This window comes from Singulisphaera chitinilytica, assembly GCF_049331405.1.
GTDB lineage: Bacteria > Planctomycetota > Planctomycetia > Isosphaerales > Isosphaeraceae > PoT.
Window position 1 is genome coordinate 9258011 of the sequence record NZ_CP186274.1, and the last position, 14713, is coordinate 9272723.

Here is a 14713-nt window from a genome sequence, read left to right on the forward strand (position 1 = left end):
TTTTATCCCGTTCTGCGCCACCATTAACCCATGTTCGTCTGGATAGATAGGAAATGATCATTGGGCATGTAATGCCATTTCACCGCGACTGTAAAGTCTTATCCTCGCCGCCATGGCTGCAGGCCTCGCGGGCCGCAGCCCGGCAGCCCTCCAGCCCGAGGAATCCCCAGCCGCTGTCGAAGGGCTCGGCCTGCTCCCCGCCGCAGGGGAGGTTCGCGATCCGCACGATTTCGTAACCGTATATCTCGCCGTTGCACCACCCGGTATAGGCGTCGCACGCCCGGCGGGCCCGCTTGCGCATGAAATGCCGGCGGGTCGATCCGCCGTAGCTGCGGGCGGATTCGAGCGCGGCGGCATCACGCCGGGCGCGGGCTACCGCCGTGAGCGGGTCGGGGGCTTTGACGAAGGCGTAATAGGTGTCCGCGCCGGAAAGGTTGGCGTAATCGGGATAGAGCAGCAGGACGGAGTAGGGCTGATTCTCCGACGGCTGACTGCCGCTCATTGCCGAGGCGATGGCCGTACGGATGGATATCAATATGGCCGCCGTGGCTTCACTGTCGGCACCGTGGTCGAAGGCCCATTGCACCATTCCTTCGGAGAGAGTCAGGGCGTCGAGCAATGCAGGGGCGGCCTTGCGGAGCCTTTCCGGCTCGAAGTCGATCATGCAGGATTGCTCGTATTGCGCATCGTCGGCTACGTCGACCAGGGCAGAGAGCGTTTCGCCGTCGCAATCGGCGATGTCCTCGGCATCGCCGGTCAACTTGTCGCGGGCGATGTGGGCCGCGGCTTCGCAGGATTTCGCCTCGATCCCTTCGAAGGTGAGCCGCATCTCGCGGTAGAGATGCACGATGTATTGGATCATGATGTGATTCCTTTCTTTCAAAGTGTGGGCGGGCAGCGCCGCCCGCCCGGGTTGAGCCTATGCGGCGTTGTTAAGGACGGCCGCCGCTTCGGAGGCGAGGGGAGGGGGCGTTCTTCCGAACGCCATGCCGTCGGGCAGCCACCTTGTCAGCGCTTCACGCTGCGATTGCGTGCAGGGGACCGAACCGGGCGCGGTGAATGCCCGCTCCAGGGCGCCGGCTAGCTCTGACTTCTTGTCGCGGCTGCGCGATTGTGCCCAGGGCTCGCCCAGGAGCTCCCGGCCGATGGCGAGCAGGCGGTCACGGCTCACGCGACCCAGGTAATTGTCTCGCGTAGGCCGCCAGTAATCGGCCATGTCCGCATCGGTCAGCGAGAGGGCCATCTCCCAGGCGGTATCCTCGTGGCCCGTGGCAAGCTGCGGCTTCAGGCACGAAGCCACGCACCAGGCCAGCAGGTCGAGCTTCTGTGCGTCCGGCAGGGCGATGAATGCCCGGAACTGCTCGCCCTCCGTCTCGGGCCTGAGCCAGGACAGCGGCAGGCTTTGCTGGGTGGCCTCGAAGGCCGCCTCGGCGCCCGTAGGCTCCTTGACCGCCGGCCGCTGCCGGCCGGGCCGCACGTCGAGGGGCCCCGTGTAGCTATGGCCGAGGACCGATCGCGCCACGGTGAAGATCAGCAGGTCGAGGGCGACGAGCCGGTGGCGGGCAAGCTCCAGCTGCGCCGCCTGCTGGCGGCAAGCCTCGAGATCGCGGCGAAGCGGATCGGGCATCGCGCCTTTGGGCCTCGCCGAACGTCGCTCCCCCGGCAGGATCAGCCGGGCATCTTCGCTGCGCACCAGCCCTTTCTCGATGGCGATCGCCCCGCCTCTGTCGATCGAGACGTAGCAGCCGGCATGCGGCATCTGGCGGGGATCGTAGGCCACGAAAGATGCGATCTGCTCGTCGATCTCATCCGATTGCTCGACGAGCCGGTCGTAGCTCTCCGACAATTCCTCGGACTCCGTGTCCTCCATGACCTCTTCGAGCGATTCCATCTCGGCCTCGATCTGTGACCGGCGTGCGAGCACCTCCTGCGGGACGTCCACCTGTTGCGGATGGATGCGGCGGCAGTTGGAGATGACGCCCCAGTCGCGGTCGGGGCTGACTTCGACCCATCCCCAGCCCTCGGCTTCGAGCTGCAGGCGGACGCCCTCGAGCTTGTCGTCGGCCAGGCGGTTCAGCAACCCAGGGTCCTCGAGATAGACGCCGTCGCCGAAGAGATCGCCACGGGACTGGCCGCCCGCCGCATGGTATGCATCCAGCCCGACGAAGCGGGCCAGCTTGCTTGACGCCTCGGCCATCTCGCCGGTGAGCGCCGCCCGGATGTCGTCGGCGTCGGCGGCCTGCCACGGCCGGAGGCTCGCATAGACCTCCCGTTGCTTGCCGTGATCGTCGGTGATGGTAAACGCCATCAGGGCATCGAGGGTAAGTGCTCCCTCCCGGTATGCGGCAAGCAGCTCGGGCGCGAGCCTGCCGAGCTTTAGCCGCTGCTCGACATGCCGCCGGCCGACGCCGAAGCGTTCGGCCACCTCGGCGACGGTGCGGCCATCCGCGATCAGGCGGGCGAACGCCTCAAACTCATCGGCCGGGTGCATGGCCTGCCGCACCGTGTTCTCGGCAAGGCTCAGCTCGGGGGCGTGGTCATCGTCGGCGATTCGGCAGGGCACGGTATGGTCGCCGCGCAGCGCCCCCTCGGCCTGCAGCTCGCACAGCGCCGTCAGGCGGCGTCCACCGGCGATGACGCGGTAGCGTCCGCCTCCGGCCTTGGTCACGACCAGGTTCTGCATCAGGCCGTGGGCGAAGATGGACGCTTTCAAATCCTCGGCGGCTTTCGCCGTCGTGGTGCGCCTCGCATTCTGCGGCGAGTGATCCAGCATCTTGACATCAATCATCGTATATTCCATAAATAACCTCCATTATGTTAAGGTGAAAATGCCGGGGCGGGCGGCAGCCCGCCCCGTTTGCTCAGTAATCCTCCGGCATCAGCACGGTGGTGACCGAGCGGTCGGCTTCGGTGATGATCCAAAACCGCGTTCCGCCCGAGCGATAGACCGACAACAGCCGGAATCCTTCTCTCAGGGACAATTCGTTTTCCTCGCGATCTTCCGGGCAGACTTCGCCCCAGTCGCCCCGGACGTGGCGGCTCAAGCCCTGGACGATATCCAACGGGTCGAGCTGGGACTGCGCGTTGGCGGTGATGACGAGATGGCCGAGGGAAAATTTGGCGTGCGATAAGGCGATAATCAACGATTTCATAAACAAGGCTTTCTACAGACGGTTGATCCAAAGGACCGGGCGGGCCGAAGCCCGCCCGGTCGATTCATTCGGCCTCGGCGTTGGCTTCCTCGCGTGCCTTGCGTGCCTTAGCGTCGGCCTGCATCTGCTTGCCGATCCAGCTATGGGCTTGGTCGAGCAGCTTGGCCATCGGCAGCAAATCGTCGAATCCGAGGCTGTCAGTCTCCTTCCAGGTTTCGTCGCCCTTCTTGTACGAGCGGCTTGGACTGACCGAGTACCAGACGCCTTTTTCGGAGCTGTTGCGCCAGATCGTGACCGAGAGGTTGCCGAAGCGGATTTTATGTGCCGGTGATGACATGGTGATGTTCCTTTCCTTGGTTTCCGGCCCGACCATCGGGCCTTACGGGAGCGATCCATCAGCCGCAAAGACGGGCTTCAGCCCATCGGCGGCATCGTGCCGCCGGTGCGCGCCGCAACCGTAAAAACGGAAGGTTCACACCTCGGGCAAACAGCGTTTGTGAAAGCCGTTTTTCCGGTTGCGGCGGGCGGATGCGGCTGTAGGTTCGCGGGAGTCAGGCCGTGGGCGGGGTGGATTGGTGGAGAGGAATCTCCGGCCTCAATGGGCACGGAGGCGATCGGCCCGGATGGGACTGGAAGCACGCGGCAAGCGGGAAGTCGCCACGTCATGCTTCCTGGCTGCCGCAATTGTGAAGAAGGAAGGCGGTGGGGAACCAGCGAATAGTTCGGGCCGAATGTCGAATCGGCGGGCTCCGTGCGACACGCCTGCCTGATGTTGCGCAGGCTGAAGCAGGCTCCGACAAGGTGGGTTACAAGCTCTGACAAAACCCCCTTGGCATAGGTTTTGCGCCATAGGCCGATAGCCCTTCACCGTGAGGACTATTGCTGTGGCCACCGCACATATGCCGGACGAATTCTTCGGCGCCGTCGCCCACCACTTGCCACCGGAACAGCCCGTCGGCCCCAAGGGCGGCCGACCCCGGGTCGGCCACCGAACCGTCCTCCAGGTGATGTGGTTCGTCCTGACCGCCGGCACCCGATGGGAGGACGTCCCCGAGGAACTGGGCTGCTCCGGCAGTACCGCCCATCGGCGGCTCCGAGCCTGGGAGGAGGCGGGCATCTGGGATCGGCTCCACGCCGACCTGCTCCGCCTCCTGAGGGAGGCCGGCGATCTGGAGTTGGACACGGTCATAGTGGACGGTGTGACGGTCCGGGTGTTCGGCGGCGGCGAGGCCACCAGCCCGAGCCCGGTGGACCGCGGCAGGAAGGGGACGAAGCACACGCTGATGGTCTACCCGTCTGGCGTGCCGCTGGCGATCCGCACGGCGAGGGCGAACGCCAGCGACCGCCACAGATCCTCCCGGTGGTGCTCAAGTTCCCGGAGGTCGGCGGCAATCTGGGACGTCACAAGCAGATGCCGGACGAGTTGTACGCTGACTGAGGCTACGACAGCGAGGATGCGAGGACGTTGCTGCCTTGGCTGGGGATTGAGCCGCACATCGCCAAGCGGGGTATGCTACACGGCAGCGGGCTTAATAAAGTGCGCCGGATGGTGAAACGGACGATCGGCCGGCTCAAGGGCCCGCGGCGGATGCGGGTGCGTTACGAGCGTTTAACGATCGTCCAGAATGCATGGACGACTCTGGCGGTCAGCGTCATCTGCTACCGCATTCTGCATCATGACACTATGTAAAAAACCATGGTTTTGTTAGGGCTTCTTGGGTTTTGGTCCAAATCCTTTGCCCTTAAAGTTCTGAGAATCTCGTCGCTGATAATCTTTCAGCCTAAACATCAAATCTGACAACTGTTGAGATGTATCCGAGTCGTCCATGGATAACAGATTCACAGATGTATCATCCAGTGACTCATCGTCGGTAATTACTACAATACCGTCTTCACGCACATAGAATTGCAAGCCAAAATGGCCTAAAACGAATCGAAGATAGGTACAGACCTCAACTTCAATTAGTCCTGATTGCAGTGGAAATTGGAGTGATTTCTTATCCTCTTTAAACCCAGACTCCTCTACCATAAAGAGAAGTCCACGCCGATTACTTCCAATATTCGCTACTGTGTCTCGAATAAGGGTAAGGAAGTTTGAGAGCGAGACTTCTTTTGGAAAGTCAAGTGTGATTTTCTCGCGAAGTAGTAGCCAGGTTTTTGCCTCCTCGAGAGTAACGGCTTTCGGAGATGAGCAGTCACTGCATCCAGAACTAATTATTACAATATTATCGCGCACGGTACAATAAAGAGACATCTGCCCAAAGAGAAGTTCCATATAAGAATAGACGCTCAATGGTTCGCTGCCAACGAATGGACTGCGGATCGGAGACGTCAAAGATATTTCCAGTGCGGAAAGGCTCGAGTTTTCTATAATTAAATTGATAGCATGTCCTTTAGTGTTTTCTTTGAGGCCTTTTTTGATTGTATTGAGAATCTCTTCAAGTGGAGTCTTGTCGGGCAAAGGTTTAATCTGAGTTTCCTGTAGTACAATCCATGTTGTTGCCGACCTAAGCGAAAGTGGCAGATACTGCCGCCAAGATGAAGATTGGGCCTTTGCGCTAAGAGTGGGGTTCTCTTTATCTTGAGCATTGCTTGGAGTGCATTGCAAGAAAATGAGGATCACAGCAAAATGTGTAAAGAAAAGCAGTTTTTGCATGCGATAATTCCTATTGCTTGAAAACCTGAATTATGACGAAAACCGCGTACACTTTTTAAAAAAATCATTTTTTTAAATTATATGTTTCCTCCCTGTCTTGTTTCGTCGCGAAGCTCGAACCTTTTTGGAAACACGAGCAGAAAATCTGTAATGCCTGCGTTCCGAGAACTAGCGTCTTCAGCAACACATGAATTGAGCCTGTAATCTTTTTCTCAATCTGACAACTGATAGAATATCCCTTCAATGTCCAAAAGAGCGTACCAACACCGAAACAATTTCTCAAATTTGTGGCATTGCCTTCCATAAAGGACGAACTCGCTTTAACCCTGGTGTCCCGAGTTGGAAGTTCGTTTAAGAAGTATTTTGCCCTCGGCCTCCTTGGGTTAGAGTTTTCCCGAAGAAGGCTCGCCATGCCCCGCGGACGATCCAAGGCCGAACTGATCCTCACCGACGACGAGACCCGGATGCTGAAGACCTGGGCTTCGCGCCCCAAGAGCTCGCAGCAACTCAATCAGCGGGCCCGCATCGTCCTGGCCTGCGCCGAAGGCCGAGCCGACCTGGTGGTCGCCGAGGAGCTCGGCATCACCACACAGACCGTCGGAAAGTGGCGAGGCAGGTTCCTTGACTATCGCCTCGACGGCCTCGTCGACCGGGAGCGGCCGGGAGCCCCCAGGACCGTCACCGACGAGGATGTCGAGGAGGTCATCACCAGGACCCTCGAGACCAAGCCCAGGTCGGCCACCCACTGGAGCACCCGCGGCATGGCCAAGGCCACCGGGCTCTCGCAGTCGACCGTCGGCCGCGTCTGGCGGGCCTTCGGCCTGAAGCCCCACCGCTGCGACACCTTCAAGCTCTCCGGCGACCCTTACTTCATCCAGAAGGTCCGCGACGTCGTCGGCCTCTACATGGCCCCGCCCGACCGGGCCATCGCCCTCTGCGTCGACGAGAAGAGCCAGATTCAGGCGTTGGACCGCACCCAGCCGATGCTGCCGATGCGACCGACACAGACCGAGCGGATGACCCACGACTACGCCCGGCGCGGCACGACCTCGCTGTTCGCGGCCCTGAACGTGGCCACAGGCGAGGTGATCGGGCGCTGCCTTCGCAGGCACTGGCATCAGGAATTCCTCAAGTTCCTCGGAGAGGTCGACGCCCGCGTGCCCAAGGCTCCCGGTGTGGAGATCCACCTGGTGATGGACAACTACGGGACGCACAAGGCTCCGGCGGTGAGGCGCTGGTTCCTGCGTCATCCCGAGTACCGCGTGCACTTCACGCCGACGAGCGGCTCGTGGCTGAATCAGGTGGAGCGGTTCTTCGCCGAGATCACCGAGAAGCGGCTCGGCCGGGGCGCGTTCCGGGGCGTGGCGGCTCGGGCGCGAATGATCAAAAAATGTCCGAATGTTCATAATAGCAATCCACGTCCGTTCGTGTGGACGGCGAGTGCCGACCTGATCCTGGGCCGGATCAAGGCAATTTGTCAACGAACTTCCGACTCAGGACACTAGCAGAGCAGAACGACGAATTCCTCATCACCCCGGAATCCGTTCTTGATCCTGCTCAGATATTCCGGCGCAAATATCCAAAGTTATGGTTACAGCAACATTGATACACGCGGGCCTAGCGTCATCTGCTTCCCTATTTTGGATCATGACATCATGAAAAAAACATAATGTTGTCAGGGCTTTTCGGGTGGATCATCAGGTATATCAAGATAATCTTCCATAACCCCGGGTCCATATTGATATGCAGACAGGCCGTCTGGGCCGATTACAAGGCCCGGCCACCCATGGCTTCTAGCAGTTCTTCTATCAGCAGGACTAGGAGTTCTGTTTCCAGGATTGGGATGGATATGATATGTGCCATAAACGATATAGCAAGGCAAAGGTTTCCCTTGATCGTCTCTAAAATCTGATGACATTGTTGGAGGTTTGGCTTCTAGGTCATATATCCTTGGTCCGCTTGCCCTAAAGGAGGTTTGAGCTCGATCGTCTCCAGATCGCCAACGGAAAAAAGATTTTCCTCCATGAGTTGGTTCTTTTGGAAAAGCTTCGTTAATTCCTTGATGTGATACAATGTAATCTTTTGTACATGGATTATAAAGTATGAACCCTCCGATCTCTTTTTTCTTGTTTGTTACTGGGATTTTCCTGTTCTTCTTTTGTAGCTCCCTATAGTCTTGAGTAATGTTGTCAAAAACATCTGGGTCGTTTATCGCCGATTGAAAGTTTGGTTCTTCATCTTGCGTTCCTTCGGGATCCACAAGGTTGACGGGGTTGTTTCCGACGTACCTGTAGAGGTTGGGGTCGCCGCCGGCGAAGCCGATCGGGTCCCGGCTGAGGAACCGCCCCGACGCAGGGTCGTACCAACGCGCCCGCAGCGAGTACAGCCCCAGGCCCGCCTCCTGCAGGTAGCCCGCCCCCCCCACGAACTTCAGCGGGTTCGCCGTCGTCCCCGTGCCCGCCACCACCTGCCCGAACCCGTCGTACGTGTAGGCGTCCGTCGCCGAGCCCGACGCATTTGTCAGGTTCCCCGCCGAGAGCAGGCCGTCGTAGGCGTAGAACGACGAGGCCCCCCCGGCTCGCCGCGACACCGCCCGGCCGAACTCCAGCGGCTGCGACGTGTACGAGGCCCGGATCACCCCCGAGCCGTCCGTCTCCAGCAGCAGGTCCCGGCCGTCCAGCACGTACTTCGTGGCCCCGGTGGCCGCGTCCCAGCGCTGCACCAGCCGGCCGTCGCCGTCGTACGTGAACGTGGTGATGACCCCCGCCTTGTTGTACGACGTGAGCCGGTCCTCGATGTCCCACAGCAGCGTGTCCACCTGCGACGCCGGCCCCCGCACCCCGATCCGGTCCCCGGCACCGTTGTAGGTGTAGGTCACGATCGACGCGCCCGTGCGTGCCCGCGTCATCTGGTCCCCCGCGTCGTACGAGTACGTCGTGATCGCCGCCCCAGACCTCTTGGACGTCCGGTTGCCCGCCGGGTCGTAGGAGTACGTGTTGGCGTACGCCGCCGCCCCGCTGCGGCGCTCGGCGATCAGCTGGTAGGCGGCGTCGTAGGCCCAGGTGACGATCGCCCCGCCCGCCTCCCGGACCCGGGTCCGCGTCCCGGCCTTGTCGTAGGCGTAGGCGTAGCTGGAGAGGGTCGCCAGGGTCGGGCCCAGGTTGGCCAGCCGCGTCAGGCGTCCGGCGGCGTCGTAGGCGTACGAGGTGCGCACCCCGTTGGCCATCCGGGCGCCCGTGACCCGGTCGGCGGCGTCATAAGACCAGGTGGTGGCCTCGCCGGCGGCGTTGGCCAGCCGCGTCATCCGGCCGGCGGCGTCGTAGGCGTAGGTGATGCGGCCGGGCCCGGGGTAGGCCAGCGAGGCACGCCGGCCGGCCCCGTCGTAGGCGTAGGTGGAGCGCAGCCCCGCCGGCGTCGCCGTCGCGACCACCCGTCCGGCCCGGTCGTAGGCGGTGGTGGTGCGGCCCGTCCAGTCGGCGATGGCCGTCCTGCGGCCGGCCCTGTCGTAGGAATACGTGACCCGGGTGCCGTCGATGTACCTCACGAGGGAGAGGCGGCCGGCGGCGTCGTAGGAGTACTGGGTGCGGAGGCTGCGGCCGTTGACGCGGTTGTTGAGGCGGTCGTTGGCGTCGTATCCGTAGGTGGTGCGGACGTTGAGCGGGTTGAGGACCAGGACGGCCCGGCCGGCGGCGTCGTAGGTGGTGGTGGTCCGGCGGCCGTTGGCGTCCACCACGGCCACCGCCCGGCCCAGCGGGTCCAGCACCAACGTCGTGCGGGCCCCAAGCTGGTTGATCGCACCCACGGCCCGGCCGGCCCGGTCGTAAATGGTGGTGGCCAGGCGGAGGTTCGCGTCCTTGATCGCGACTTGCCTGCCCGCGGCGTCGTAGGAGTAGCTGGTGCGGTTGAGCAGCGGGTCCACCATAGCCACGACCCGGCCCACGGGGTCGAGGATGTAGCTGGTCCGGGCCGCGAGGGCGTCCACCGTCGCGACCCGCCGCCCCGCCAAGTCGTAGGTCGCCGTCGCGATGGCGTTGAGCGGGTTGGTGGCCCGGACCGGGAGGTTGCTGGGGTCATAGGCGTAGGAGGTGCGCCGATTCAGCGGGTCCACCCGGGCGACGACCCGGCCCGCCCGGTCGTAGATCGTCGTCGTGATGCGCCCCGTCGCATCCTGGACCCGGACCGCCCGCCCCGCCCGGTCGTAGGCCACCGTGGTGCGCGAGGCCAGGGGGTCGATGGCCACGACCCGGCGGTCGGCCGCGTCGTACACGGCGGTGGTGACGTTGAGCAGGGGGTCCACGGTGCGGACCGGCCGCCCCGCGAGGTCGTACGCCGTGGTCGTCCGCGCCCCCAGCCCGTCCACCCACACGACCCGACGCCCCGCCGCGTCGTAGCCGTAGTTGTCCAGGTGGTTCAGCGGGTCCATGACGCTCACCAGGAAGCTGGCCGAGTTGTACGTGTAGCTGGTCCGGTTCAGCAGCGGGTCGATCGTCGCCACCGGCCGGTTGGCCGCGTCGTACAGCATGGTTGTCACGTTCAGCAGCGGGTCCACTGAGCGGACCACGTTGCCCGCACCGTCGTAGGCCACCGTGGAGCGGTTGCCCAGCGGGTCCGCCGTCGCGATCGGCCGGTTCTCGGCGTCGTACGACCGCCCCCAAGTCCGATCCTGGGCGTCGGTGGTCTGCACCAGGAGGCTGGCAGCGTCGTAGGTGTACGTGGTGCGGTTGAGCAGCGGGTCGATCGTCGCGATCGGCCGATCCGCCGCGTCGTAGATCGTCGTCGTCACCCGCAGCGCCGCGTCGGTGACCCGGACCCTGTTCCCGGCGGGGTCGTACCCGAAGCTCGTCCGGTGGCCCAGCGGGTCGATCGCCGCCACCAGACGCCCGTCACCGTCGTACACGTTCGTCGCGACGCCGCCCTCGGGGTCCTTCGTCGCCACCAGCCGGCCGTTCAGGTCGTACGCGAAGCTCGTCCGATTCCCCAGCGGGTCGATCGCCGCCGTGAGCCGGTTCATCAGGTCATACCGGTACGACGTCGCGTGGTTCAGTGGGTCCGTCTCCTGCGTCAGCTGCCCCTGCGCGTTGTACGCGTACGACGTCCGGCGCCCCAGCGCGTCCACCCGAGCCGCCACCTGCCCGGACCCGTCGTACACGGTCCTGCGCGTCCGCCCCAGCACGTCCGCCACCTGCGTTATCTGCCCCCCCGCGTTGTAGCTGTACGTCACCCGGCGGCCCAGGTTGTCGATCAGCCCCGTGCGGTTCCCCGACGCGTCCCACAGCAGGCTGGCACGCGACCCCCGCTGGTCGATGAGCCCCACCACCCGGTCCCCTGCGTACACGTAGGTGTAGCGGCCCGTGACCGGCTGGATCACCGCCGCCAGCTGCTGCGCCCCAGCGTGCTCGTCCTGTAGCGGAACGAGGTCACGTTGCCCTTGGGGTCCGTCTGCTGCACCAGCGCCCCCGACGACCACTGGTACTGGAACGTGTTGTTCAGCGGGTCCGTGACCGACGCGATGTTGCCGTCGGCCGTCTTGGTCCAGGTCGTGCGATGATTCCGCGGGTCGATGGCCACGGTGCCGCCGGCCGAGTAGATGAAGGTCCGCCGCGCCCCCGTGGGCGAGACCATCCCCACCACCCGGCCCTGCGAGTCGTAGGCGTAGCTGGTCCTCGCCCCTATCGGGTCCTCCCAGCGGACCAGCCGGTGCGAGGCGTCGTAGGACAGCGAGGTGACGCAGAGCTCGGGCGTGGTGATCCGCCGCAGGTCGAGGGCCGAGTCGATGGAGAACGTGGTGATCCGCAGGCCGGAGTCGGTGATCCTGACCAGCTTGGCCTGGGGCCCGGAGGTGTCGTAGGTGAACGAGGTGCGGCGCAGGAACGGGTCGACGAGCGCGACGTTGATATTGTCGACGTCGTAGACCATGGTCCAGAGCCGGCCGGCGGAGTTGGCCATGCGGGCCAGGTATCGGCCGCCTCCGGCCTGGTAGAGGAAGCTGAAGCCGTCGGGCTGGGTCTCGGTGAAGGTGCCGTCGGGGTTGCGCACCAGGGTGTTCTGGCTGCCGCCCGGGGGCGTGTAGGCGCCGCCGCCGGCGGAGGTGTAGCGGTAGCTGCCGCCGTCCCCCTTGTAGACGGTGACGGTGGAGAGGTCGGGGGCGACCGAGAGCTTGGCGGCGTAGAGGCCGAGCCAGCCGGCGCCGAAGCCGCTGGGTGCGGTGATGTCGCTGCGGTAGGTGAGGACGGGCCTGGGGTCGAAGGGGCCGACGAAGGGGGTGCGTACCCGGGCGACGAGGTTGCCCTTGATGGGGTCGACGCGGCAGGGGGCGCCGGCGTCGCCGCAGCCGCCGTCGGCCTGGACGGCGGGCGAGCCCTGTCCGGCGAGGACCTGGGCCATGGCGGCGGCGGCGTTGAGCGGGTTGAGGGCGTCGAGCTCGGCGGCGTCGGTGCCCGGCGAGGCCGTGCTAGCGGCGTAATAGAGCAGGCCGGCCGGCGAGCGCGGCGGGCAGGACGCCGGCTTGGTCTGGCCGCACGGGTCGGCCGGGGTGTGCTGCGCGGGGGTGCTGGAGCTCGAACTCGAGGTGGTATCGCAATCGCACGGGTTCTTGCTCGAGCTTGAGGTCGTGCAGAAGTAGCCGGTGCCGAACTGGGGCAGGATCGGGAAGGGAGGGAGGCTGCAGGGGCCGTCGTAGGGGGGGACGTAGGCGGAGGAGGACGAGGAGGATCCGGCCGAGCTGCCGCGGGACGAGGAGCCGGACCGCGACGACGAGCCCGACCGCGACGACGAGCCCGACCACGACGACGAGGAGCTGGACGACGGCCGGCCGCTCGCCGAACCGGAGCCCGAGGAGGAGCCCGACGACGGCGGCGGCCCGCCCGAGGAGCGAGAGGACGAGGAGCGAGAGGACGAGGAGCTCGAGGAGCCGCTGGGCTGCGCCGAGCCGGAGGACTCGAGCATCGCGAAGGGGCGGGGGCGCTGCGGCTCCATCGGCAATTCTCCTCGGCTGCGTTATATTAGTTAGCGAGTTAACGGATGCTCGACCGGCTAGGCGGCGGGACAGGCCCGCCCAAATCCCCGGCCGGGCGGATCAAGGGCATTCGCCTTGGCTGCGTCGGGGTGTCGAATGCTCAGATGCCATACGATATGAAGTTGCAGGGCCCCGACGGCCGGCGATCATGGTCTCGTCGGAGGGTGCTCGGATGCTCATCACACAAAAAAAGCAAGAAATATACGAGGGACATATGAATGGGGGGATAGCATTCCGGACGGAGATGACCTCCTCATCAAACACCATAATTGAGCGGAAGGCCGGGCGAAGTCAAGCATGGGGCCTGGATTTTCCGGCCCACACCGCAAGACACGGTGAGGTGCCTCGACTATAAGTAGCATGTCCGCAGAGGGTTTGCTGGAGGTCCTCGACGGGATCGGGCCCGACTCGGTTGATCGACAACCGGTAAACAATTCCAGCCCGTCGACCAAAGGGATACGACCTCATCGACTCGGCAGGATGACTTCTGTAACCCATGTCCGCGGTGTCAACTGCACCTGATGCATACCTGCTTATCGCAAATTGGCCCGTACAATTATATCCCTTGGGATGATGGGGCACCGAAGAGAAACCCGCGACTCCGGGCCAAGTCCCCCGGGGCCTGCGAGGGGGCGGCACTCTTTCGTGCCGCGGAGCTCGGGGCGGCGGGCTCCGGACCACAAGTGCGCTCGATACCTCGCGGAGACCTGCAACGCGCCCGAGTCGCCCGCATTCTCGCCGGATCGCACTGAGTCCGCCCCGCCTCTGCTCGAGTCCTCGTCCGGACCGGCCAATTGATGATGGTGCCCTTGCGGACGTAATGGCCGTTGAAAAATGTCATCGGGGTCGGCATGCCATCCCGACGATGCCTTCAATACGAGGCGATGATTGACGCAACAGTTCGAGCCCAGCGTGAACAACAGGAGTTGCTCTCGGATTTCTTCGGCCCAACGTCTTGATTCGATGAATTGGCCGAGGACATCATGTTTGGAAATTGCGACGGCCGCCCTCCCATCAAGATCTCGCCGACTCCGTCCTGAATACTGGGTGGAATCTTGAAAGTAAATCACGAACACACCCGGATCGGTGACACGATCCTCATCGAGCCGGCACTCGCCGCGTGCGCCGAGGCGGCCGGGCCGATCGACCTCTACGTGACGCCGAGGTATCGCGAACTCTACGAGGGCAACCCCGCGGTCCGACTCGCCGGGATCCCCCACGATGATCCCGACGTCGTCCCCTCCGCGGGCGAGGCGCTGGCCTACGCGATCGACAGGAACGTCCCCTTCGCCGCCGTCTACTTCCCCCAGTTCGGACTCGAGCCCCGGGGCCGGCTCCATTACGAGATCCACGGCGGCCCTTTCCAGGAGTCCCCCGAGCCGCTCAGGCTCAGGCGCATCCTCATCGCCCCCTACGCCCGCTCCTGCCATCGCCACGAGGGATCGGCGCCGAATCTCGAGCCCGACCCCGGGTGGTGGGACCCGATCCTTAGGTGCCTCCCGCTGCCCGCCTTCACGCTCGGGGAGGAGCACGACGCCACCCTGCCCAATACGCAGCCCATGAAGGGGCTGCCTTTGCGCGACGTCGTCTGGGAGATGAGGCGGTCTTCCCTCCTGATCTCCGTGGAGACGGGAATCTTGCACCTCGCGGGCGCCGCCAGGATCCCGAGCGTCTTCCTGAGCTCCGCGACGCCCGAGAACGTCTCGAGACCTACTTCAGATTGTCAGGTCATCAGGGCCCCGAGTCCGTCCTGGGATGCGGACGAGGTGATCGAGGCCGTCGAGAGTGCTTGCCGAGGGTGATCGCACACGGATGGGCAACAAGCAGGCTCATGACGTTTCACAGGTAATATATTAAGGATGTCGCATAGCGTCAGGATACATGGCACGG

10 protein-coding genes are annotated in these 14713 nt (G+C 63.7%); 3 read left to right on the forward strand and 7 right to left on the reverse strand.

Annotated features, from left to right (window positions below):
* Window positions 1–79: 79 nt before the first annotated feature.
* The 4 genes from ACOYYX_RS36040 to ACOYYX_RS36055 form a co-directional block, all read right to left on the reverse strand.
* Window positions 80–862, reverse strand: a complete 783-nt coding sequence (locus ACOYYX_RS36040; protein ID WP_422927487.1) for a hypothetical protein — start codon at window positions 860–862, stop codon at window positions 80–82.
* A gap of 57 nt (window positions 863–919) precedes the next feature.
* Complete coding sequence (locus ACOYYX_RS36045) at window positions 920–2800, reverse strand: ParB/RepB/Spo0J family partition protein (RefSeq protein WP_422927488.1); 1881 nt, start codon at window positions 2798–2800, stop codon at window positions 920–922.
* 61 nt (window positions 2801–2861) lie between these two features.
* Window positions 2862–3152, reverse strand: a complete 291-nt coding sequence (locus tag ACOYYX_RS36050) for a hypothetical protein (protein ID WP_422931708.1) — start codon at window positions 3150–3152, stop codon at window positions 2862–2864.
* Between the two features lie 64 nt (window positions 3153–3216).
* A complete protein-coding gene (locus ACOYYX_RS36055; RefSeq protein WP_422927489.1) occupies window positions 3217–3489 on the reverse strand; it encodes a hypothetical protein in 273 nt (90 codons plus the stop codon).
* Between the two features lie 547 nt (window positions 3490–4036).
* Between ACOYYX_RS36055 and ACOYYX_RS36060 the strand changes: the two genes are divergently transcribed.
* On the forward strand, window positions 4037–4705 hold the full coding sequence (locus ACOYYX_RS36060) for a transposase (protein ID WP_422927490.1): 669 nt from the start codon (window positions 4037–4039) through the stop codon (window positions 4703–4705).
* A 152-nt stretch (window positions 4706–4857) separates the two neighbouring features.
* Here the strand turns inward: ACOYYX_RS36060 and ACOYYX_RS36065 are convergent, their stop codons facing one another.
* Window positions 4858–5808, reverse strand: a complete 951-nt coding sequence (locus ACOYYX_RS36065; protein ID WP_422927491.1) for a hypothetical protein — start codon at window positions 5806–5808, stop codon at window positions 4858–4860.
* A 410-nt stretch (window positions 5809–6218) separates the two neighbouring features.
* On the opposite strand from ACOYYX_RS36065, the gene ACOYYX_RS36070 reads away from it, so the two are divergent.
* On the forward strand, window positions 6219–7313 hold the full coding sequence (locus ACOYYX_RS36070; protein WP_422927492.1) for an IS630 family transposase: 1095 nt from the start codon (window positions 6219–6221) through the stop codon (window positions 7311–7313).
* 170 nt (window positions 7314–7483) lie between these two features.
* On the opposite strand, the gene ACOYYX_RS36075 is transcribed toward ACOYYX_RS36070, so the two are convergent.
* Window positions 7484–11176 carry an RHS repeat-associated core domain-containing protein gene (locus ACOYYX_RS36075; protein ID WP_422927493.1) on the reverse strand — a complete coding sequence of 1231 codons (3693 nt, stop codon included), beginning with the start codon at window positions 11174–11176 and terminating at the stop codon, window positions 7484–7486.
* The gene (locus tag ACOYYX_RS36080) at window positions 11173–12783 is read right to left on the reverse strand and encodes an RHS repeat domain-containing protein (RefSeq protein ID WP_422927494.1); all 1611 of its coding nucleotides are present in this window, start codon (window positions 12781–12783) and stop codon (window positions 11173–11175) included. Before ACOYYX_RS36080 ends, ACOYYX_RS36075 begins: the two co-directional genes overlap by 4 nt.
* 1095 nt (window positions 12784–13878) lie before the next feature.
* Between ACOYYX_RS36080 and ACOYYX_RS36085 the strand changes: the two genes are divergently transcribed.
* Window positions 13879–14625, forward strand: coding sequence for a hypothetical protein (locus ACOYYX_RS36085; protein ID WP_422927495.1), 747 nt, complete (start codon window positions 13879–13881; stop codon window positions 14623–14625).
* The last annotated feature ends 88 nt before the right edge of the window (window positions 14626–14713 follow it).

What these genes read in the sequence shown, in the direction of transcription:
- ACOYYX_RS36050 (WP_422931708.1), bottom strand. Translation starts at nt 3,152, where the DNA reads ATGAAATCGTTGATTATCGCCTTATCGCACGCCAAATTTTCCCTCGGC.
- ACOYYX_RS36045 (WP_422927488.1), bottom strand. Translation starts at nt 2,800, where the DNA reads ATGGAATATACGATGATTGATGTCAAGATGCTGGATCACTCGCCGCAG.
- ACOYYX_RS36080 (WP_422927494.1), bottom strand. Translation starts at nt 12,783, where the DNA reads ATGGAGCCGCAGCGCCCCCGCCCCTTCGCGATGCTCGAGTCCTCCGGC.
- ACOYYX_RS36065 (WP_422927491.1), bottom strand. Translation starts at nt 5,808, where the DNA reads ATGCAAAAACTGCTTTTCTTTACACATTTTGCTGTGATCCTCATTTTC.
- ACOYYX_RS36070 (WP_422927492.1), top strand. Translation starts at nt 6,219, where the DNA reads ATGCCCCGCGGACGATCCAAGGCCGAACTGATCCTCACCGACGACGAG.
- ACOYYX_RS36055 (WP_422927489.1), bottom strand. Translation starts at nt 3,489, where the DNA reads ATGTCATCACCGGCACATAAAATCCGCTTCGGCAACCTCTCGGTCACG.
- ACOYYX_RS36040 (WP_422927487.1), bottom strand. Translation starts at nt 862, where the DNA reads ATGATCCAATACATCGTGCATCTCTACCGCGAGATGCGGCTCACCTTC.